The following is a 21286-nucleotide window of genomic DNA, read 5'->3' on the forward strand; positions in this document are numbered from 1 at the left end:
AGAATCGATAACAGTTATCAAGGGAATGGAGTATGCATTCGCATTGATATTGAAAATAAGCGTCAGCTTTCCTTTATATAGTGCTGAGACCAATCATCCTGTTGAACGACGCTACCATATCGCTTGCCATAGCGAACCATGGAGAAGCGGGAGTAATTTAAAAGTCTGGTGCAAAAAATGCTTGTGAATTATTGATGAAGCACCCGTGAATTTAATGCTGCCCCCCTCTCTGATGAGATGTGGATTCCAGTTGAGATTAATTTAATCTGAAAATGTGACCATTAAGCAAGTTAGCTATCGCTTGTTTTTTTATCTGCGGTATCCTGTGGGCTGAACTTCAATGTGAAATGTACCTGTTTCCATCTGAAACAAGAGTGTTCACATAATCGTTTGGTTGAAATCATTTGATTTTATTATGGATAATAGGGTTACGTGGGGCAAGGATATGGATGACGCAGTATTATTTAATGGGTGTATAATTAATCAGGAGATTATATTTAATGCCAATATGAATGAGCTGCGGCCGCTTGCCGGGGACGGGGAGTGCATCAGCCTCAATGCGCCAACCGCCAGATGCTTGCTGCTGCTTTTGCAGAATTGCGGCAAAGTCATTTCACGGGATGAGTTCCTGGCGGCTGTATGGGAAACACGGGGGGTGGTCGTTTCGCAAAATACGTTCTATCAAAATATCTCTTTGCTGCGAAAATCGCTGGTAAAAGCTGGGCTATCTGAGGATATCATTATCACCGTCCGGCAAAAAGGCTTTAGCGTCGCTCCGAATACATTGGTCATTCCTCTCTCTGATGAAGAGTGTGAGAATATGAACCGGGTGACATTAACGCATTATCAGAATAATAAAGTTGTTGGCTTTATTTCTGAAGATAAGGAAAAACCTGACACTCATTTAAATCTTCCACTAATAGAAAACTCATCAAATCATGGCAGTGATTTGATGGCAAATAAACCGGAAGAAGGTGAAAAAGTATCTGAGCGGTTACATGTTACTTTTAAAATACCCATATGGTTAATCGCGCTAATTGTCGTGATGATTGTAATTAATATTATTGTGTTGGTCGTGCTAAACCGGTAGCTCGTCGCACCCAGGGGTTATAGCGCGGTGCGATAGTCATTTGCTGGTCACCTTAACACCCGTCTGTCGAAATCTTCCTATCCGAAGGTCTGCCAGAACGTCCTGGCAGACCTTCAGTTTATTAACGCTGCTTCAGCCCTAAATCCAGCGGCGTCTTGCTGGGTTCCCCGCCAATCTCGCGCGCCAGCTTCGGCACCATATAGCCGGAGATGAGGGTCAATAGTTCACGCATGATTTCACGGGCTTCATCATCGCTGACCATGAAGTGCGCCGCCCCCTGCACCCGATCCAGCACATGTAAGTAGTAGGGCATTACCCCGGCGTCAAACAGCGCATTGCTGAGGTCGGCCAGGGTTTGCGCGTTGTCGTTCACCCCGCGCAGCAGCACGCTCTGGTTGAGCAGCGTGACGCCCGCCTGACGCAGCATGGCCATCGCCGCGCGAAACTCACCGTCAATTTCATTGGCGTGGTTAACGTGGTTAACCAGGATCACCTGCAGCGACGAACGCTGGAAGCGGCTGGCCAGCGTCTCGGTGATGCGCGCCGGGATCACAATTGGCAGGCGGCTGTGAATACGCAGACGCTTAACGTGCGGAATAGCTTCCAGCTGGGTCATTAGCCAGTCAAGCTCATGGTCCTTTGCCATCAGCGGGTCGCCGCCGGAGAAGATGATTTCATCAAGCTGCGGATGCGCCGCGATGTAGTCCATCGCTGTCTGCCAGTTGCGCCTGGTGCCCTGATTTTCGGCATAAGGGAAGTGGCGGCGGAAACAATAACGGCAATTGACTGCACAACCGCCTTTCACCAGCAGCAGGGCCCGGTTGCGATATTTGTGCAACAGACCGGGCACCACGCTGTGCTGTTCTTCCAGCGGATCGGTGGAGTAGCCGGGGGCGACGATAAACTCTTCCTCGGCGGTAAGTACCTGACGAAGCAGCGGATCGTTAGGGTTGCCTTTCTCCATGCGGGCGATAAACGCGCGCGGGACGCGCAGCGGGAACAGGCGTCTGGCCTCGCGTCCGGCCAGCAGTTTTTCATCAGCGTCTACATTTAAAAGACGCAGCAGTTCATCAGGACTGGTCACAACATTGGCAAGTTGCGTTATCCAATCTTCTCTGGATGGGGTATTTAGGGTTACAATATGCGCCATTTTGTGGCTTAGCTACCAGTTAAACAATTTCAGAGGGCCTTATGGCGACTTACTATAGCAACGATTTTCGTGCTGGTCTTAAAATCATGTTAGATGGCGAACCTTATGCGGTAGAAGCCAGCGAATTCGTTAAACCAGGTAAAGGCCAGGCGTTTGCGCGCGTTAAGCTGCGCCGTCTGCTGACCGGTACCCGCGTTGAGAAAACTTTCAAATCTACCGATTCCGCAGAAGGCGCGGACGTTGTCGATATGAACCTGACTTACCTGTACAACGACGGTGAGTTCTGGCACTTCATGAACAACGAAACCTTCGAGCAGCTGTCTGCTGACGCGAAAGCGATCGGTGACAACGCTAAATGGCTGCTGGATCAGGCTGAGTGCATCGTGACCCTGTGGAACGGCCAGCCGATCGCGGTCACCCCGCCGAACTTCGTTGAGCTGGAAATCATTGAAACCGATCCAGGCCTGAAAGGCGACACCGCGGGTACCGGCGGTAAACCGGCGACCCTGTCTACTGGCGCGGTGGTTAAAGTTCCGCTGTTCGTTCAGATCGGCGAAGTGATTAAAGTGGATACTCGCTCTGGCGAATATGTATCCCGCGTGAAGTAATTTCGCGTCATGATGACCGGCGTAGCCTCCGTGCTGCGCCGCTCTTTTCGTACAGGCACAACGAGCACGATACATGAAGCGCAGCGTTAAACTCCTGGTGTTACTCTTTCTGAGCAGCGCACTGTTGGCTGGCTGCAATACCGCCCGCGGTGTGGGTGAAGATATTCAGGGCCTGGGCCACGCTATCTCTCACGCTGTGAGCTGAATTTCCCTGCCGTTTCGTTAATGGCGCTTGCCTCCCGGTATGTCAGCCTCCTCCACGCATACTCCTTTTCTCTTAAAAATCGCAAAGATCCCTTCATCTTTGGACGGTTTGTCTATGCTTATAGGGCATGAAAACAAAACTGACACTAAGGATGACATTATGGTGAAAAAAACGATTGCAGCGTTCTTTACGGTTTTGGTCCTCTCTTCAGCACTGACCGCTTGTAACACCACGCGCGGTGTCGGTGAGGATATTTCAGACGGCGGCAACGCAATCTCTGGCGCGGCAACCAAAGCTCAGCAATAAACGCCGTCAACGGTACGGTTTAGCGCCGTACCGTTCTTCACTTCTCTCATTCCGTTGGATATACTCACCACGACTTTTCATCCACCTTACGGGACGACCCGTAAGCGTTTCTCATCCGGGGACGGCCCCAGCAAAGGAGCCTTATGTCCTGGATAGTCTTGTTTATCGCTGGCCTGCTGGAAGTGGTGTGGGCCGTCGGCCTGAAATATACCCATGGCTTTAGCCGCCTGGTTCCCAGCGTTATCACCATCGTGGCGATGGTGGCCAGCATGGCGCTGCTCTCATGGGCGATGAAAACCCTACCGGTAGGTACCGCCTACGCCGTCTGGACCGGGATCGGCGCCGTGGGCGCCGCCGTGACCGGTATTGTGCTGTTAGGGGAATCCGCCAGCGCCATGCGTATCGCCAGCCTTGTCTGTATCGTGATTGGCATCATTGGCCTGAAGATCAGCGCGCACTAATCATAGCGCTGATTGACCCAGACCAGTTTGCCGACATCAAAGCCCTGTCGGGTGGCAATGTCCAGCATCTGCTGCCTGACCTCCGGGGCGATGGTCGGCGCCCGGGCCAGCAGCCAGAGATAGTCGCGATCGGGGCCGCAGACCAGCGCGTAACGATACTCCTTATCCAGAGCAATGACGTTATAGCTGCCGTAGAAAGGGCCGAAGAAGGAAATCTTCAGCGCGGCGCGGCTGGGCTCCCCGGTAAAGTACGCTACCCCGTCCGTTTTCTGCCACATACCACGGTCGGGGTTATAGCCTTTATTGACCACGTCCAGGCCACCGTCATCGCGTGGGTGCCAGGCGATCGTGACCTTTTCCAGCCCGCTTTCAAAAGGGTGGTCAAAGCGGGCGATTTCATACCAGGTACCCAGATAGCGCTGAACGTCGAAGGGACTGACCACGGTGACGCCCGGCGGCGGGGCGGGCGTGCTGCAGGCGACAGACAGGAACGAGACGGCAATCGCGGTGATTATCGGCAGGATACGCATGGCATGCTCCTTGCTGGCTTTTAAGCTAAGTGTAGAGTCCAGCAGGGAAAAGGCGGCAAGATTTTTCTATGAAGCGAGCCCGGTAGCAGAAATGCGACCGGGCTCTTGCAGGATCAGATAAATAGTACGCCAACGAGGGTGATGACGCTGAGGATTGCCGCCAGGCCGTAGAAGACCCATTTACCGTTGGGCACATGGATTTTCAGATCGTGCATGGCGTGGTGAATACGATGCAACCCACACCACAGCGGCAGGACAATCATCAGAAAGATGAATGCGCGGCCGATAAAGCTTTGGGCAAAGGCCAGCACACGCTCATAGCTAAAGGCGTCGGCCGGGGCGAGCCCCAGCGGCAGCAGGATGCCGACCAGCAGCACCATCACCGGCGCGACGATCGCGCCCCACATGCCGCCTGCGCCAAACAGCCCCCAGAATACGGGTTCATCGGAACGTTTCGGATTGGGATTAATCATCTCAGCCTCCTTACCAGAACAGGGCGACAAACAGGATCACCACGGTGACCACCGCCGTCACCACCCAGAGCCCTTTAATGACCGGCTCTGGCCCCATTTTTTCGCCTTTGATGATGACGTTGGCGGCTTTCGGCGCCAGCTCAAACCAGGTTTTGGTGTGCAGCAGCGCCGCCGCCAGAGTAATCAGGTTGAGGATTACCACCACCGGGTTTTGCAGGAATCCGATATATCCCGCCCAGCTCTCGGCGCCGTGCTTGAGGGCAAACAGCCCATAAATCAGCACAATGCTAAACCATACCGTCGGTACCGCCGTGCCTTCCCGTACCATGTAGAAGCGATAAAACGGCAGCTTTTTCCACCAGGTGGAGGTCATTGGTCGCACGTAGGGTTTGCGTTTCGTCGTCATAATGCGCTCCTTAGCGTGGTTTCAGGGTGGCGATAAGAAAGTCTTTCGAGCTTTCCACCTTGCCCTGCTGGATCGCGGCCGCCGGGTCGACGTGCTTCGGACACACTTCCGAGCAGTAGCCAACGAAAGTACAGGTCCAGACGCCATTCTGGCCGTTAAGCTGCGCCATGCGTTCCTTTTTACCGTGGTCGCGGCTGTCTTCGTTATAGCGGTGGGCGAGGGTGATCGCCGCCGGGCCGATAAATTCCGGGTTCAGGCCGAACTGCGGGCAGGCGGCATAGCACAGCCCGCAGTTGATGCAGCCGGAAAACTGATGGTATTTCGCCATCTGGGCCGGGGTCTGCTTGTTTGGCCCCTGGTCAGGCGTGCGGTTATTGCCGATGATATACGGCTTAATGGCTTCCAGGCTTTCGATAAAGTGGGTCATGTCCACCACCAGATCGCGCTCGATCGGGAAGTTGGCCAATGCCTCCACCTTGATGCCTTTGGTGTAATCGCGCAGGAAGGTTTTGCAGGCCAGCTTCGGCACCTTGTTGACCATCATGCCGCAGGAACCGCAGATTGCCATTCGGCAGGACCAGCGGTAGCTCAGGTCTGGCGCCAGGTTGTCTTTGATGAAGCCCAGCGCGTCCAGCAGCGAGGTCTGTTCATCGTAAGGCACGTCATAGAATGCGCTGTGCGGTGCGGTGTCGACCTCCGGATTGTAGCGCACCACTTCGACTTTCAGGTTTTTCATCTCAGCCATGGGTGGTCTCCTTCTTCTCAGCCGCGTCCGCTTCTGCGCCATAGACACGTTTTGCCGGCGGCAGCGTGGTGATCTTCACATCGCCATATTCCAGACGGGTAGTGCCATCGGCCTCGCGGAAGGCGAGAGTGTGCTTGAGGAAGTTGACGTCGTCGCGTTCGGTACAGCCTTCATCCAGACGCTGGTGCGCCCCGCGCGATTCTTTACGGGCGATGGCCGAGTGCGCCATACATTCGGCAACGTTTAAACCGTGCCCCAGCTCAATGGTGTAAAGCAGATCGGTATTGAACACGCTGGAGTTATCGGTAATGCGCACGCGCTTAAAGCGCTCCTGCAGTTCAGCCAGCTTGTCGATCGTTTTCTGCATCAGCTCCGGCGTGCGGTAGATGCCGCAGCCTTCCTCCATCGACAGCCCCATTTCATCGCGAATTTTCGCCCAGTTTTCGTTACCTTCCTGTTTGACGAGATCTTTCAGGCGGTGCTCCACATCGGCAGCCTGCGCATCGAGGGCGGCGCCGTTTGCCTCGCCCGCCTGAGCGGCGCGCTGCATGGCCTGCTCCCCGGCCAGGCGGCCGAAGACCACCAGCTCGGCCAGCGAGTTGGAGCCCAGACGGTTGGCGCCATGTAAGCCAACGGACGAGCATTCGCCCACGGCAAACAGCCCTTTGATCCGGGTTTCGCACTGCTGATCGGTTTCAATACCGCCCATGGTGTAGTGCGCGGTCGGGCGCACCGGGATCGGCTCTTTCACCGGATCGACGCCGACGTAGGCTTTCGCCAGTTCACAGATAAACGGCAGACGCTCCAGTAGTTTTTTCTCGCCGAGGTGGCGGAGATCGAGGTAGACCACGTCGCCGCGCGGCGTCGGGATGGTGTTCCCTTTCCGCCACTCGTGCCAGAAGGCCTGGGACACTTTGTCGCGTGGGCCTAGCTCCATATATTTATTCTTCGGTTCGCCGAGCGGGGTTTCCGGGCCCATGCCGTAATCCTGCAGATAGCGGTAGCCGTTTTTGTTGACCAGAATCCCGCCTTCGCCGCGGCAGCCTTCGGTCATCAGGATCCCGGAGCCCGGCAGGCCGGTCGGGTGATACTGAACGAATTCCATGTCGCGCAGCGGCACGCCATGGCCCAGGGCCATCCCCATCCCGTCACCGGTGACGATGCCGCCGTTGGTGTTGTAGCGGTAGACGCGCCCGGCGCCGCCGGTAGCCAGCACCACGGCGTTAGCGCGGATCTGCACCAGGGTGCCTTCCATCATATTCATCGCCACCAGGCCGCGGGCCTGCCCGTCATCGACCAGCAGGTCAAGGACGAAATGTTCGTCAAAGCGCTGAATTTGGGGAAACTGAAGGGAGGTCTGGAAGAGGGTATGCAGCATGTGGAAGCCGGTTTTGTCGGCGGCAAACCAGGTGCGTTCGATTTTCATGCCACCGAAGCGCCGGACGTTGACGCTGCCGTCGGGGCGGCGGCTCCATGGGCATCCCCACTGCTCCAGCTGGGTCATTTCCGTCGGGCAGTGATGAACAAAATAGTCGACGACATCCTGCTCGCACAGCCAGTCGCCTCCCGCGACGGTGTCGTGAAAATGGTACTCAAAGCTATCGTGATCCTGGGCAACGGCTGCGGACCCCCCTTCTGCAGCGACCGTATGGCTGCGCATCGGATAGACTTTAGAAATCAGGGCGATTTTAGCGTTGGGGTTGGCCTGAGCGGCGGCGATAGCGGCACGAAGGCCTGCCCCGCCGGCGCCAATTACGGCGAGATCGGCTTGAAAAGTTTGCACGACATTCCTCCAGTTTTAGTGTATTTCGCCGCCGGGCTGGCGAAAAAGTATCACTGCTCCTTTATAGGTACAGGAGTATAGCCTTAGGGTCAGTATGGAAAATTGACGTGTTCGATTTTTTTATCGATATGTGCGGTTATTTATCAGTGGTATTTATGCGTCAGGGTTAACGATAGATTAATGGCATGTAGTCTGCCGGATATTGCACAAAATTTGTTTCACTCGCCGGTTGCGAGTAGACTTCGTGCCCTTAATTTGCAATCGGAGAAAGTACCATGAGCGAGACGGCAACCTGGCAGCCGAGCGCACCCATTCCCAATCTGTTGAAGCGCGCGGCGGTGATGGCGGAAATCCGCCGTTTCTTTACCGATCGCGGCGTGCTGGAGGTGGAGACGCCTTGCATGAGTCAGGCGACGGTAACGGATATTCATTTGTTCCCGTTCGAAACCCGTTTCGTCGGCCCGGGCCATTCTCAGGGGCTTAACCTGTACCTGATGACCAGTCCGGAATACCACATGAAGCGCCTGCTGGCGGCAGGTTGCGGCCCGGTCTTCCAGCTGTGCCGCAGCTTCCGTAATGAAGAGATGGGGCGTCATCACAATCCGGAATTCACCATGCTGGAGTGGTATCGTCCATGCTATGACATGTATCGCCTGATCAATGAGGTGGACGATCTGCTGCAGCAGGTGCTGGAGTGCCAACCGGCGGAAAGTCTCTCCTATCAGCAGGCGTTTCAGCGCCATCTGGAAATTGACCCGCTCTCTGCCGATAAAGCACAGCTGCGTGAAGTCGCAGCGAAGCTGGATCTGAGCAATATCGCCGATACTGAAGAAGATCGCGATACCCTGCTGCAGCTGCTGTTCACCATGGGCGTGGAGCCGCACATCGGCAAAGATCGACCAACGTTCATTTATCATTTCCCGGCGACTCAGGCCTCTTTAGCGCAGATCAGCCCGGAAGATCATCGGGTCGCTGAGCGCTTTGAGGTCTATTACAAAGGTATTGAGCTGGCGAACGGTTTCCACGAGCTGACCGACGCCCATGAACAGCGCCTGCGGTTTGAGCAGGATAACCGCAAACGCGCCGCGCGCGGCCTTCCGCAGCAGCCCATCGATAACAACCTGCTGGCGGCGCTGGAGGCGGGTCTGCCGGACTGCTCCGGCGTGGCGCTGGGCGTTGACCGCGTGGTCATGCTGGCGCTGGGCGCTGAAAGCATCGGCGAAGTGATCGCCTTTACGGTAGACCGCGCCTGATCGCTTTTTCACCTCCCTCCGCCGCCGGGTGGGGGAGGTGAAAGACGACTCTGGACCTGACACCCTCGCCCCGGCTTTAGCCCGAATACCCACAATTTCCCTCCGTGATTTTGCTACTATCCGCGCTCTTTTTATGAGGCCAGGCGTCGCTCGTCGGGCGATGCCCACGTTTGGATAGATTTATGCATCAACAACTCAAGAAGATGAGCCTGATCGGGCTGATTCTGATGATCTTCACCTCGGTGTTTGGCTTTGCCAACAGCCCATCGGCGTTTTATCTGATGGGCTATAGCGCGATGCCGTTTTACCTTTTTTCCGCCCTCTTTTTCTTTATCCCGTTCGCGCTGATGATGGCGGAGATGGGCTCAGCTTATCGTCGCGAAGAGGGCGGGATCTATTCCTGGATGAACCACAGCGTCGGGCCGCGCTTTGCCTTCATTGGTACCTTTATGTGGTTTGCCTCGTACGTAGTGTGGATGGTGAGTACCGCCGCTAAGATCTGGGTCCCGCTATCTACTTTTTTGTTTGGCGCGGACAAAACCCAGACCTGGGCGCTGGGTAGCCTGACGCCGACGCAGACGGTCGGTATTCTGGCGGCCTGCTGGATGGTCGTGGTGACCTTTATTGCCGTCAAAGGGATCAATAAAATCGCTAAAATTACCGCCGTCGGCGGTATCGCGGTGATGGGGCTTAACCTGGTGCTGCTGCTGGTGAGCGGGGCGATCCTTCTGCTTAACGGCGGTCATTTCGCCCAGCCGTTAAACTTCACCCTTTCGCCTAATCCCGGGTATCAGTCGGGCATGGCGATGCTGTCGTTTGTGGTATTTGCCATCTTTGCCTATGGCGGAATTGAGGCGGTTGGTGGCTTAGTGGATAAGACCGATAAGCCGGAAAAGAACTTTGCCAAAGGTATTATCATCGCGGCGATCGTTATCTCGATCGGTTACTCGCTGGCGATTGTGCTGTGGGGCGTGAGCGCCAACTGGCAGCAGGTGCTTGGCGCGCGTTCGACCAACCTCGGCAACATCACCTATGTGCTGATGACCAGCCTCGGGGCGACGCTGGGCCAGGCCCTGCACCTGACCCCTGCGGCGTCAGCCCTGACCGGGGTCTGGTTCGCCCGTATTACCGGCCTGTCGATGTTTCTCGCTTACACCGGCGCGTTCTTCACCCTCAGCTATTCTCCTCTGAAAGCGATTATCCAGGGCACGCCAAAAGCGCTCTGGCCGTCGGTGATGACCCGCCTTAACGTCAACGGAATGCCCGCCGCGGCGATGTGGCTGCAGTGTCTGCTGGTCGGGGTGTTTATCGTACTGGTATCGTTCGGTGGGGATAGCGCTTCCGCGTTTTATAACAAGCTGACGCTGATGACCAATGTCTCTATGACCTTGCCTTATCTGTTCCTGACCATCGCCTTCCCGTTCTTCAAGGCGAAAACCCATCTTGACCGGCCGTTCGTGATCTTCAAAAACCGTCCGTCGACGCTGCTGGCGACCGGCGTGGTGCTGCTGGTGGTGACCTTCGCCAATATCTTCACCATTATCCAACCCGTCATCGACAGCGGGGACTGGAACAGCACCCTGTGGATGGTGGGTGGACCGATCTTCTTCTCACTGCTGGCGCTGGGGATCTACGAAAGCTACCGTCGGCGCATGGCGTCCGGCGCGCTGGTGATGGAGAGTTAAAGAACCTGCCCGGCGGTGCAGCCGGGCAGGGGATGGTTTACAGGCTACCAGCCGTACGGCGGCTGGTTTTTCCGGCCGAGGTCATGGTTTTACTGCTTTGCCTGCCGTCAATACTTTCCAGACGCATCTGGAACGGAGGGAACGGCATATCAATGCCATGCTCGCGGAAGCCCGCCAGGATCAGCTGATGCATCTCATGGCGCAGCGGCATGCGGTGCCCCATCTCCGCGGCAAAAATACGTAGCTCGAAAATCTGGATCCCCTGCTGCAGGTCGACGAGAAACGCCTCCGGCGCCGGGGTATCGATGACCAGCGAGCAGCGATGCGCCGCGGCGATGAGAATTTTCGTCACCTCTTCGGTATCGGCGTCCACAGGCGCCGGCACCGTCAGCACCACGCGGGTAACCGAGTCCGACAGCGACCAGTTGATAAACTGTTCGGTAATGAACGCCTTGTTCGGCACGATAATCTCTTTTCGGTCCCAGTCGCTGATGGTGGTCGCACGGGTATTAATGCGGGTGACGCTGCCCGTCAGGTCGCGAATGGTGACCGTATCGCCGATGCGGATCGGCTTCTCAAACAGGATAATCAGGCCGGAGATAAAGTTGGCGAAGATCTCCTGCAGGCCAAACCCGAGACCCACACCCAGCGCGGCGACCAGCCACTGCAGCTTCGACCACTCGATACCGATCATCGAGAAGCCCACCAGCCCGCCGACCAGCATCAGCAGATACTTAGTGATGGTGGTGATGGCGTAGCCGGTGCCGGGCGTTAAATCGAGATGCTGGAGGATCGCCAGTTCCAGCAGCGCGGGCAGGTTGCGTACCAGCTGAGTGGTGATGATCAGCACCAGAATGGCAATCAACACCGCGCCAAGCGTAATAGGCTCAAGGCTTTCCACCCCTTGTACCGTCGAGGTCACGTCCCACAGCGAGATATTCTCAAGGAAGCCAAACGCCGAGTGAATTTCCGACCACAGCACGATGACCGATAGCAGCGCGATCAGCATCAGCAGGGAGCGGACAAGCCGCAGCGACTGGGTACTGATGGCATCGAGGTCGACCTCGCTGACCTCCGTCTCCACCGACCCTTCCGGGCTGCTGACGTGAACGGGCTCATCTTCGCCGCGGGCGCGCTGAGCGAGAATTTCCGCGCGACGATGGCGGGCCCGGTCGAAGGCCAGCCGGCGGCGCTGGATCAGCATCCAGCGGCGGATGATGTGATAGACCACCAGCAGCAGGAACCAGATGGCGACCGAGGTTTCCAGACGCGCAAGCAGCGCCTGGGCGGTGGCGAGGTAGCCGACGGCGGCCGCCAGCATGGCCACCAGCGGGGCGCCAAGCATCAGGTTCCACAGCAGGCGGTTCACCATATTATCGCCATTCCCCTCTTTATCCAGATAGAGCGGAATACCGGCGTGCTTAAGGCTCAGGGTGACCACCGCCAGCGCGCCGCAGATCAGCAGGAAGCACAGGCGGCCCAGCGAAGCGGAGAATTCGCGGTCGTTAAGATTATCGAACATGATCAGCGCCATAATCAGCGGCACAATCAGCCCGATGCTCATCAGGTAGTAGCGCATCGCCTTCGCCACGCGGCTACGCGGCCAGCCGAAGTGGGCGATAAACAGCCCGTTTGGCCGGGCGAAGGTGGCGCAGATCATCACCACCCACAGCAAAGGCACCGTCGCGGTGACTCCATCGCCAATCGCCACCGCCAGCGGGAACGGCCAGGCGGACTGCAGACCATAGCCGAGCGTCATCCACAGCACCGGCAGCGGCGAGGCCACCAGTATCGACCAGAAGACCGTGCGCAGCGTCAGCCAGAAGTGATCCTGGGTGACTTTCCCCACCCGGGCGCTGGAGCGCTCGAGAAAGCGGGTGAAATGGCGCCGCGAACTGATGCTAAAGCCAACCAGCAGCAGGGCGGCAAACAGCGGCAGCAGGGTCTCTTTGCTGGTAAGCATCATCGCGCTGGCTTTGCCCAGTTCGCTGATGGTATCCAGGGAGATCAGGCGCCGCAGATCCTGGACGATCTCCAGCGGCCAGGAGAAGCCGATGGGGCTGACGTCCGAAGTCCAGAACAGATAGCGGTGGGTGGCTTCGTTGATCTCTTTCAGCGCGTCTTCCAGCTGGCCGTTGGCGACCTTCAGCTTGGTGAGCTCCAGCATCAGGGTGTCGCCGCCGCGCAGCAGCGAGTTCAGCAGCTCGTTCTGCGTGCGCAGCTGCGCCTGCAGGATCTTGTTCTGCTCGCTGGTCAGCGGTTCGCCGTCGGCCTGGCGGATCTGCCGCAGCTGCGGCTGCTTACTCAGCAAATCTTCAAAGCGCAGACGCTGCACGCGCAGCTGCGCCATTTCCGTATCCAGCTGCTGCGGGCGAGGGCGCTCCGGCAGCCGCGCCACCTGGGCGCGCAGGGCTTCGCCCAGCAGATTGGAGGAGCCCAGCCACTGCGACTGCTCGCGCAGGGTGTTTAACGCCTGGCGCACCTGCAGCGTTTGATTCGTCGCCTGCCGCTGCTGGGACGCCACCAGATCCATGCGCTGCGCCTGCTGGTTCAGCGCCTGGGAGAGCTCACGGTTGACCTTAAACTGGGCGGTGATGTCCGGCGGCAGGTTTTCACTGTTCTCCGCCAGCAGTTCGGTACTCTCCAGCGCCTTTTCCGCCTCCCGCTGGCGCTGGCTGTTTTGCAGATTGCGCAGCGCCTGCAGATAGGCATCCAGCTGCTCGCTCTGTTTTTGCGCCAGCTCGGAACGGGCGCGCGACAGCTCCTGGCGGTTGTTGGCGGAGAGCTGGGCGAGGTCGAGTTCATCCACCAGCGCCTTCAGACGCGCTGATTCCGCCTGCAGGGCAAGATTTTGCGCCTGGGCGAGAGCATTGTTGCCGGTTTGCGTGCCGATGCGGCGCTCAACCTCATTGAGCTGACGACGGGCATCGGTTTGCTGCTGCGGCAGCTGGTTCAGGGAGTCGGCGATTTCACGCGCGCGATCCTGCTCCTGCTGCGCCTGGCGGCTCGATTCCAGCAGTTGGCTGCTGACCTGCAGGATCTCCTGGTTCAGCGCATCGGCGGTCAGGCCGGTTGGCACCTGGCGCGGCTCTTCGCTCAGATTATTGAGCTGGGCACGCAGGCTTTGAAACAGTTTGGGGAAATTGTCGATAACGTCCTGATACTGACGGGCGCGCTCGAGGGATGATTTTCGCTCCTCAAGCGCGTTCAGCGCGGACTGCAGAACTTCAACGGTTTCAGGCTGGGCGGGCTTTGCCGCCTTCGCCTGTTCCAGTTCCTGGGTTATCTGTTTAGCATCCGGGGCTGTCGCAGCGTACGCCCCGAAACTGAGGCTCAAGGCCAACAGGAAAGTGTATATCAGGCGCACGGCATAACCCTTTTGCTGAAGAATTAACCTTGATCTTGTTTATCGTCAACCAGCGGGCTGGCGCGGTGTTCGGCGCGGATCTCTTCTTCCGGTAACGGCGCGGGTTCAGCGGCGGCGGTCGCTTCCACTGCTGTCGCCAGCGGTTGGCCGATCTTGGTCACGGACAGGCTTTGCAGCGTGTCGACCAGCTTCACCTGGCCCGGGGCAAACAGGTTGATCACGGTGGAACCCAGTTTGAAGCGGCCCATCTCCTGGCCTTTCAGCAAGGCGATGGAGCCTTCGTTGTCGCCAGCGGGCCAGGTCCAGCGTTTAATAATGCCTTCGCGCGGCGGGGTCACGGTGCCGGACCACACGGTCTCAATGCTGCCGACGATAGTTGCGCCCACCAGAATTTGCGCCATCGGGCCAAACTCAGTATCAAACAGGCAGATGACGCGCTCGTTACGGGCGAACAGGTTCGGGACGTTCTGCGCCGTCAAGTGGTTAACAGAGAACAGGTCGCCAGGAACGTAGATCATTTCGCGCAGGATGCCGTTGCACGGCATATGTACGCGGTGATAGTCGCGCGGCGACAGGTAGGTGGTGGCGAAGCTGCCGTTACGGAACAGGTCGGCCATCTGATAGTTGCCGGCCAGCAGGGCTTCCAGACTGTAGTCATGACCTTTAGCCTGCAGGATTTTATCGTTCTCAATGGCGCCAAGCTGGCTGATCACGCCATCGGCCGGCATCACCAGCACGTTTGGATCGGTATTCAGCGGGCGAACGTCGTCGCGCAGCGGGCGCACGAAGAAATCGTTGAAGGTGCGATAAGCCGCGGTATCCGGCTTCTGCGCCTCTTTCATATCGACCTTGTAGTATTTCACGAACAGATCGATGACCAGCTTCGTCAGCCAACCTGCGCGTTTGCTCGCACCCCAGCCTGCGAGGCGGGTGAGCCACAGTTTAGGCAGAATGTATTGCAGTGAAAGTTTAAGATCGTTTAACAAAGTAGCCTCCAGGCCATGATATGTCGTTCCTGACCCCGCCTGCGGGCGGGGACCTGAAAAAAGGGGACGATTCTATACGTAAAACTCGCCAAATGGCATCCGCGTAAGCTGCGTCATCATCGCTGCCCGGCAGCGCCTGACGTGATGCTCAGCTTAATGATCAGTCATCGGACGAGGAAAAGTTTTTACGCGTTTTTACCTGTACCTGCGCCATGCTTTCCAGGATGCGGTGGTAGTTCTCAAAACGGCTTTCGGCGATCTTGCCGTTCTCTACCGCTTCGCGAAGCGCACAGCCAGGATCGGTATCGTGTTTACAGTCGCGATATTTGCAACGGCCTAAATAATCATGGAATTCGACAAAGCCGTTGGTGATTTGTTCCGCTTCCAGATGCCACAGGCCGAACTCACGTACCCCCGGTGAATCAATCACATCGCCGCCGTGCGGGAAGTGGTAGAGGCGTGCCGCGGTGGTGGTGTGTTGACCTAAGCCGGAAACGTCCGAGACATCATTGGTGAGGATCTGATCCTCGCTCAACCCGAGCAGGGCGTTCAGCAGGCTCGATTTACCGACCCCGGACTGCCCGGCGAAGATACTGATGCGGTCGGTCAGGGCCGCTTCCAGCGGCTTAAGGCCGTCCTGAGTCCGACTGGAAACCAGCAGCACGCGGTAACCGATGTTGCGGTAGATATCCATTTGCTCATTGACGAAGCGCAGACCATCATCATCCAGCAGATCGATTTTATTCAGCACAATGAGCGGCTCGATATCCTGCGCTTCGCAGGCCACCAGATAGCGATCGATAATATTCAGCGACAGCTCAGGCAGGATCGCGGAAACCACCACGATCTGGTCGATATTAGCGGCGATAGGCTTCACGCCGTCGTAAAAATCCGGACGCGTCAGGACGGAGGCGCGATCGTGCACCGCCTCGACGATCCCTTTGACGCTTACGCCGTCGGCGGCGTCTTTGCCCGGCCGCCAGACCACGCGGTCGCCGGTGACCAGCGAGCGGATCGTCCGGCGGATATTGCAGCGATGCACGCTGCCGTCAGCGGATTCGACGTCGGCATGCATACCAAAGCGACTGATGACAATGCCTTCCGACGTTTCGCCAAACAGGTTGTCATCGTAGTCGGCCTTCTCCGCAGTGGTTTTCAGACGGCGCTGGTGGTTGGCTTTGACGCGGCGCTGCTGGCCTTTGGAGAGTTTATTTTTACTCAATCGAACTGGCTCCTGGTCGCCCTGATGGGGCAAAACCTCTATGATACACGCTATTTTAGATGAATATAGTCACGCGAGAAGGGTGGAAAATAGCATGAGTGCAAATGAAAACAACCTCATTTGGATCGATCTTGAGATGACAGGGCTGGATCCGGAGCGCGATCGCATTATCGAAATCGCCACCCTGGTGACCGATGCCAACCTGAACATTCTGGCTGAGGGCCCGACCATCGCGGTGCATCAGTCGGACGCTCAGTTGGCATTAATGGACGAGTGGAATGTGCGGACGCATACCGGCAGCGGTCTGGTGGATCGCGTAAAGGCCAGCACCGTCAGCGAGCACGATGCCGAACTGGCGACCATTGAGTTTCTTAAGCAGTGGGTGCCGGCGGGCAAGTCGCCGATCTGCGGCAACAGTATCGGCCAGGATCGTCGCTTCCTGTTTAAGTACATGCCGCAACTGGAAGCCTATTTCCACTATCGCTATCTGGACGTTAGCACGCTGAAAGAGCTGGCGCGCCGCTGGAAGCCGGAAATTCTCGACGGCTTTAAAAAGCAGGGCACTCATCAGGCGATGGACGATATCCGCGAGTCGGTCGCCGAGCTGGCTTACTACCGCGAACACTTCATTAAGCTGTAAACCGCGACCGGGCCCTGTGCGCGGCCCGGTACACTTTTCTGCGTTATTTAAACCACTTCTGCTGCATCTGCTGGAAGTCAGGTGTCGCCATGACCGCGGCCAGGGCATCGTTGATGGCGTTCAGCAGCTCCGGATCGTCTTTGCGCACCGCAATCGCATACTGCTTACCGTAATAAGCCGGGTCGGTGGCCCGTTCATCCATGATGGCGTAGTCAGGGTTCTCCTGCTGCCAGGCGTCGAGGGTGGCGAAGTCGCCCATGACGCCGGTTATTTGCCCGGCTTTCAGCGCGGCCAGGGCGCTGGCGACATCGTCGTAAGGGACAGCCTGTACGGCTTTCTGTTTATCACGCAGGTAGCGCTGATGCAGCGTGCCTTTCACCACGCCGACTTTTTTAGCTTTCAGATCGGCAAAGGTATGGGCGACATCTTTGTTGACGATCACTACCCCGGAGAGCGCCTGGCGATAGGGTCGGCTGAAGGCGACCTGCTTCTCACGCATCGGGATCACTTCTATGCCGGCAATCACCGCGTCAAATTTCTTAAAGCGTAAAGCCGGGATCAGGGTATCGAAACGCTGCGCCGTGAACTGGCACTGCGCCTGCATCTGCTGGCACAGGGCGTGCGCGAGATCGATATCGAAGCCAACGGGCTGATTTTTGCCGTTGGCGGTGACAAACGGTGGATTGGCCGTGGTGGTGCCAAAATGGAGCGTCTCGGCTGACGCGGTTCCGATGGCCAGCGTGCTCAGCAGCAGGACGGTGAGGACTTTTCTCATGCTAATTCCCTGTTTGGCGTCGGGGTGGCCTCGTTATACGTCGCGCCACCGCTGTATGATGCGAGCGATTTTGCGTCATTCAGCCGGGCGGAAAAAGCGATTTTGCCCGTTATGACGCTTATTTATACAATTCAGCGGCGTAGATGGCGAGAAAATGTCCATTTAAACAAAAAACGCAAAAAAGTGATCGTCAGGGGGTTGCAGGGGCATCGAATTCTCGTATAATGCGCCTCCCGTAACGACGCAGAAATGCAAATTACGACGCCATCGAAATATGGCAAAAAATGCAGTAACGCGGGAATAGCTCAGTTGGTAGAGCACGACCTTGCCAAGGTCGGGGTCGCGAGTTCGAGTCTCGTTTCCCGCTCCAAAATTTGAAAGCACCATCCTGATCAAAGGATTTCATCTCGCAGATGCGGGGCGAAAGCCGAAGATTAAGCGGGAATAGCTCAGTTGGTAGAGCACGACCTTGCCAAGGTCGGGGTCGCGAGTTCGAGTCTCGTTTCCCGCTCCAAAATTTGAAAGACACACCACACCAGTCGCAGTTTTCAGGTTGCTAGACGGTAGCTTGAATGACGATGATTAAGCGGGAATAGCTCAGTTGGTAGAGCACGACCTTGCCAAGGTCGGGGTCGCGAGTTCGAGTCTCGTTTCCCGCTCCAAATTTTCTTCCATCTCTTATTTATCCACAGTGCAATCCAGCGCCGGGGATGATTTTCGTTTGGTCCTCAGAAATACTGTGAACAGAGTTATCCACAGGTTATCGTTCCGTCACTGGCGGCGCAAATGCTTCGCTTTGTAAATAGTATCTTTGTATGTGATTGAAATTTAACAAATAAATTTCATTTCAAAATGTTAATCCGATCACTTGACCTTGGTCTGCGCCTTGAAACGCAATGTGTTTTAGATTTTATTCACAGCCTGTGAATGAATCAGGCGTCGCGCGGCAAGCCTTTCTCTACCACTCTGACCAGACGTAATTTTTTCGGCAGCTGTACTTCAACGGCGTCGGCGTTCCGCTTTTTCAGTTGCTGGGCAATCGCCCACTCAATGTGTTCGTCGAGAAGCGGGTGCTCGCCCCGGCGGCTCTCCAGGGCGCGAAGATGGGCTTCATCCCAGGGCGCATTGCCCAACGCGACGGCGATATTACGCAGCCAGCGCAGGTGGCCAATGCGACGAATCGCCGACCCTTCGGTCACCTTCAGAAACCACGCTTCGCTCCAGGCGAACAGCTCCACCAGCAGCGGGGCATGCAGCGCTTTGCGTGGGCTGAAATCCTCTTCATCGGTGAGCTGTGAGAAACGGTTCCACGGGCAGATCAGCTGACAATCATCACAACCGTAAATACGGTTGCCGATTAGTGGACGGAACTCCTCGGGGATTGCACCTTCCAGTTCAATGGTGAGATAGGAGATGCAGCGCCGGGCGTCGACGGTATAGGGCTCAACGATGGCCCCGGTGGGACAGATGGTCATGCAGGCGACGCAGCGCCCACACTCCTCCGCAACCGGGCTGTCGACCGGCAGGGGCAGATCAATCAGCAGTTCGCCGAGGAAAAAGAACGATCCGGCGTCGCGGCTTAAGATTAGTGAGTGCTTACCTGTCCAGCCAAGGCCCGCTTTTTCTGCGATTGGCCGTTCCAGGATAGGCGCGGAATCGACAAAAGGTCTAAAATTGAGCGAAGCACACTGTTCCTGAATCTTCTCCCCCAGCTTTTTCAGGCGATTACGTAGCAGCTTATGATAATCACGCCCGAGGGCATAACGGCTGACGTAACCCAGCGTGGGATCTTTCAGGGTGCGGGCAAAGGCGGCGTTAGCGGGCAGATAGTTCATCCGCACGCTGATGACGCGTAACGTACCGGGCAGCAGTTCGTGGGGACGGGCGCGCATCATACCGTGACGGGCCATCCATTCCATTTCGCCGTGGTATTGTTTATCCAGCCATGCCTGCAGTTTGGGTTCACTGGCGCTGAGGTCGGTATCGGCGATCCCCACCTGCTGGAACCCAAGCTCTGTGCCCCATTGTTTGATTTGTTGCGCTAACTGAACGAGATCGAGGGGCTGTGACATGATGGACCATACAATGACGAAAAACCCTGACAGTATACCATACAACATTTGGCCTGCGGAGGCGCTGCGCCTGGCCGAACGAGAGGCGGCGGACAGCCTGGGGCTGACGCTGTTCGAACTCATGCAGCGCGCGGGCGAGGCGGCGTTCCAGCTGGCCAGCTGTGCTTATCCTGCCAGCGCGCACTGGCTGATCCTCTGCGGACATGGCAACAACGGCGGCGACGGATATGTCGTTGCGCGTCTGGCACAGGCCGCGGGGCGGCGGGTGACGCTGCTGGCGGTGGAGAGTGACAGCCCGCTGCCGGAAGAGGCGCAGGCGGCGCGGGAGGCGTGGCTTAACGCCGGCGGCGTGATCCATGCGGCGACCATCCCATGGCCCGACGATATCTCACTGATTATTGATGGCCTGCTCGGCACCGGTCTGCGCAGTGCGCCGCGCGATCCCGTTGCGGCGCTCATCCACCAGGCGAACCACCACCCGGCGCCGGTGGTGGCGCTGGATATCCCTTCCGGCCTGAATGCGCAGACGGGCGCGACGCCAGGTGCAGTGGTACAGGCCGACCATACGCTGACCTTTATCGCCCTCAAGCCGGGGCTGCTGACCGGCAAGGCGCGGGATGTCGTCGGGCAACTCCACCATCATGCGCTGGGGCTCGAACGCTGGCTCGCCGGACAAAGCACTCCTCTGACGCGGTTTTGCGCCGCCCACCTCGCCGACTGGCTGCCGCCGCGGCGGGCCACCTCCCATAAAGGCGATCACGGCAAGCTGGTGATTGTCGGCGGCGATCGCGGCACGGCAGGCGCTATCCGTATGTGCGGTGAAGCGGCCCTGCGCAGCGGCGCGGGACTGGTGCGAGTACTTACTCACCCGGAGAACGTGGCGCCCATTGTCACCGTGCGGCCGGAATTAATGGTAGATGAACTGACGCCGCAGACTCTGAAAGCCGCGCTGGAGTGGGCTGATGTGGTGGCGATTGGCCCTGGCCTGGGGCAGCGCGAATGGGGACGCAGCGCCCTGCGGACGGTGGAAAGTTTTAACAAACCGATGGTCTGGGACGCCGACGCGCTGAACCTGCTGGCATTCAATCCCGATAAACGTCACAATCGCGTGCTAACGCCGCACCCCGGCGAAGCGGCCCGTCTGCTGAACGTCAGCGTGGCAGAAATTGAAAGCGATCGCTTACTTTCTGCGCAGCGTCTGGTAAAACGGTATGGCGGCGTGGTTGTGCTGAAAGGCGCGGGCACGGTAGTGGCCAGTGAAAGCGGGGCGATGGGCATTATCGATGCCGGCAATGCCGGGATGGCCAGCGGCGGGATGGGCGATGTGCTCACAGGCATCATCGCCGCGTTGTTAGGACAGCACCTGACGCCGTATGATGCTGCCTGTGCCGGGTGCGTCGCTCATGGTGATGCCGCCGACCGACTGGCCGCCCGCGAGGGCACCCGCGGCATGCTGGCGACCGATCTCTTTTCCACGCTCAGGCGTGTTGTTAACCCGGATGTGATTGACGTAGACCATGATTAACCGA

At 57.5% G+C, this 21286-nt stretch carries 21 protein-coding genes; 10 read left to right on the forward strand and 11 right to left on the reverse strand.

What is annotated here, in order from left to right:
- Positions 1-445 precede the first annotated feature (445 nt).
- A complete protein-coding gene (locus KPHS_03900; RefSeq protein YP_005224690.1) occupies positions 446-1090 on the forward strand; it encodes a winged helix-turn-helix domain-containing protein in 645 nt (214 codons plus the stop codon).
- Between the two features lie 121 nt (positions 1091-1211).
- On the opposite strand, the gene KPHS_03910 is transcribed toward KPHS_03900, so the two are convergent.
- A complete protein-coding gene (locus KPHS_03910) occupies positions 1212-2174 on the reverse strand; it encodes a putative aminomutase (RefSeq protein YP_005224691.1) in 963 nt (320 codons plus the stop codon).
- Between the two features lie 107 nt (positions 2175-2281).
- On the opposite strand from KPHS_03910, the gene KPHS_03920 reads away from it, so the two are divergent.
- From KPHS_03920 to KPHS_03950, 4 genes are all read left to right on the forward strand, one after another.
- Positions 2282-2848 (forward strand): elongation factor P, encoded by a 567-nt coding sequence (locus KPHS_03920; RefSeq protein ID YP_005224692.1) that lies wholly within the window; start codon positions 2282-2284, stop codon positions 2846-2848.
- Between the two features lie 73 nt (positions 2849-2921).
- Positions 2922-3053 (forward strand): entericidin A, encoded by a 132-nt coding sequence (locus KPHS_03930; RefSeq protein ID YP_005224693.1) that lies wholly within the window; start codon positions 2922-2924, stop codon positions 3051-3053.
- A 159-nt stretch (positions 3054-3212) separates the two neighbouring features.
- Positions 3213-3359 (forward strand): entericidin B membrane lipoprotein, encoded by a 147-nt coding sequence (locus tag KPHS_03940; RefSeq protein ID YP_005224694.1) that lies wholly within the window; start codon positions 3213-3215, stop codon positions 3357-3359.
- Between the two features lie 143 nt (positions 3360-3502).
- Positions 3503-3820, forward strand: a complete 318-nt coding sequence (locus KPHS_03950; RefSeq protein YP_005224695.1) for a quarternary ammonium compound transport protein — start codon at positions 3503-3505, stop codon at positions 3818-3820.
- Here KPHS_03950 and KPHS_03960 read toward each other — a convergent pair.
- The 5 genes from KPHS_03960 to KPHS_04000 all read right to left on the reverse strand — a co-directional run bounded on the left by KPHS_03960 (position 3817) and on the right by KPHS_04000 (position 7757).
- Entirely contained in the window at positions 3817-4350 is a 534-nt protein-coding gene (locus KPHS_03960) for an outer membrane lipoprotein Blc (RefSeq protein ID YP_005224696.1), read from the reverse strand. The genes KPHS_03950 and KPHS_03960 overlap by 4 nt on opposite strands.
- A 113-nt stretch (positions 4351-4463) precedes the next feature.
- A complete protein-coding gene (locus tag KPHS_03970; RefSeq protein YP_005224697.1) occupies positions 4464-4823 on the reverse strand; it encodes a fumarate reductase subunit D in 360 nt (119 codons plus the stop codon).
- Positions 4824-4833: 10 nt separating this feature from the next.
- A complete protein-coding gene (locus KPHS_03980; protein YP_005224698.1) occupies positions 4834-5229 on the reverse strand; it encodes a fumarate reductase, cytochrome b subunit in 396 nt (131 codons plus the stop codon).
- A 10-nt stretch (positions 5230-5239) separates the two neighbouring features.
- A complete protein-coding gene (locus KPHS_03990; RefSeq protein ID YP_005224699.1) occupies positions 5240-5974 on the reverse strand; it encodes a fumarate reductase iron-sulfur subunit in 735 nt (244 codons plus the stop codon).
- The gene (locus KPHS_04000) at positions 5967-7757 is read right to left on the reverse strand and encodes a fumarate reductase (RefSeq protein ID YP_005224700.1); all 1791 of its coding nucleotides are present in this window, start codon (positions 7755-7757) and stop codon (positions 5967-5969) included. Before KPHS_04000 ends, KPHS_03990 begins: the two co-directional genes overlap by 8 nt.
- Before the next feature lie 275 nt (positions 7758-8032).
- On the opposite strand from KPHS_04000, the gene KPHS_04010 reads away from it, so the two are divergent.
- Positions 8033-9010: a lysyl-tRNA synthetase gene (locus KPHS_04010; RefSeq protein YP_005224701.1), complete on the forward strand. Its 978-nt coding sequence runs from the start codon at positions 8033-8035 to the stop codon at positions 9008-9010.
- A gap of 182 nt (positions 9011-9192) precedes the next feature.
- Complete coding sequence (locus tag KPHS_04020) at positions 9193-10695, forward strand: inner membrane transporter YjeM (RefSeq protein YP_005224702.1); 1503 nt, start codon at positions 9193-9195, stop codon at positions 10693-10695.
- Between the two features lie 37 nt (positions 10696-10732).
- On the opposite strand, the gene KPHS_04030 is transcribed toward KPHS_04020, so the two are convergent.
- The 3 genes from KPHS_04030 to KPHS_04050 all read right to left on the reverse strand — a co-directional run bounded on the left by KPHS_04030 (position 10733) and on the right by KPHS_04050 (position 16270).
- Positions 10733-14062 (reverse strand): putative periplasmic binding protein, encoded by a 3330-nt coding sequence (locus tag KPHS_04030; protein YP_005224703.1) that lies wholly within the window; start codon positions 14060-14062, stop codon positions 10733-10735.
- A gap of 23 nt (positions 14063-14085) precedes the next feature.
- Positions 14086-15048: a phosphatidylserine decarboxylase gene (locus tag KPHS_04040; RefSeq protein ID YP_005224704.1), complete on the reverse strand. Its 963-nt coding sequence runs from the start codon at positions 15046-15048 to the stop codon at positions 14086-14088.
- Positions 15049-15208: 160 nt separating this feature from the next.
- Positions 15209-16270, reverse strand: a complete 1062-nt coding sequence (locus tag KPHS_04050; RefSeq protein ID YP_005224705.1) for a ribosome-associated GTPase — start codon at positions 16268-16270, stop codon at positions 15209-15211.
- Between the two features lie 94 nt (positions 16271-16364).
- Between KPHS_04050 and KPHS_04060 the strand changes: the two genes are divergently transcribed.
- The gene (locus KPHS_04060) at positions 16365-16910 is read left to right on the forward strand and encodes an oligoribonuclease (protein YP_005224706.1); all 546 of its coding nucleotides are present in this window, start codon (positions 16365-16367) and stop codon (positions 16908-16910) included.
- A gap of 43 nt (positions 16911-16953) precedes the next feature.
- Here KPHS_04060 and KPHS_04070 read toward each other — a convergent pair whose 3' ends face one another.
- Positions 16954-17685: a putative arginine-binding periplasmic protein gene (locus tag KPHS_04070; RefSeq protein YP_005224707.1), complete on the reverse strand. Its 732-nt coding sequence runs from the start codon at positions 17683-17685 to the stop codon at positions 16954-16956.
- A gap of 24 nt (positions 17686-17709) precedes the next feature.
- Between KPHS_04070 and KPHS_04080 the strand changes: the two genes are divergently transcribed.
- Positions 17710-17910 carry a hypothetical protein gene (locus KPHS_04080; protein ID YP_005224708.1) on the forward strand — a complete coding sequence of 67 codons (201 nt, stop codon included), beginning with the start codon at positions 17710-17712 and terminating at the stop codon, positions 17908-17910.
- 707 nt (positions 17911-18617) lie between these two features.
- Here the strand turns inward: KPHS_04080 and KPHS_04090 are convergent.
- Positions 18618-19757, reverse strand: a complete 1140-nt coding sequence (locus tag KPHS_04090) for a ferredoxin-like protein (protein YP_005224709.1) — start codon at positions 19755-19757, stop codon at positions 18618-18620.
- Between the two features lie 13 nt (positions 19758-19770).
- Between KPHS_04090 and KPHS_04100 the strand changes: the two genes are divergently transcribed.
- Complete coding sequence (locus KPHS_04100) at positions 19771-21282, forward strand: bifunctional ADP-dependent NAD(P)H-hydrate dehydratase/NAD(P)H-hydrate epimerase (RefSeq protein ID YP_005224710.1); 1512 nt, start codon at positions 19771-19773, stop codon at positions 21280-21282.
- The last annotated feature ends 4 nt before the right edge of the window (positions 21283-21286 follow it).

The sequence above is a fragment of the Klebsiella pneumoniae subsp. pneumoniae HS11286 genome (genome assembly GCF_000240185.1).
GTDB lineage: Bacteria > Pseudomonadota > Gammaproteobacteria > Enterobacterales > Enterobacteriaceae > Klebsiella > Klebsiella pneumoniae.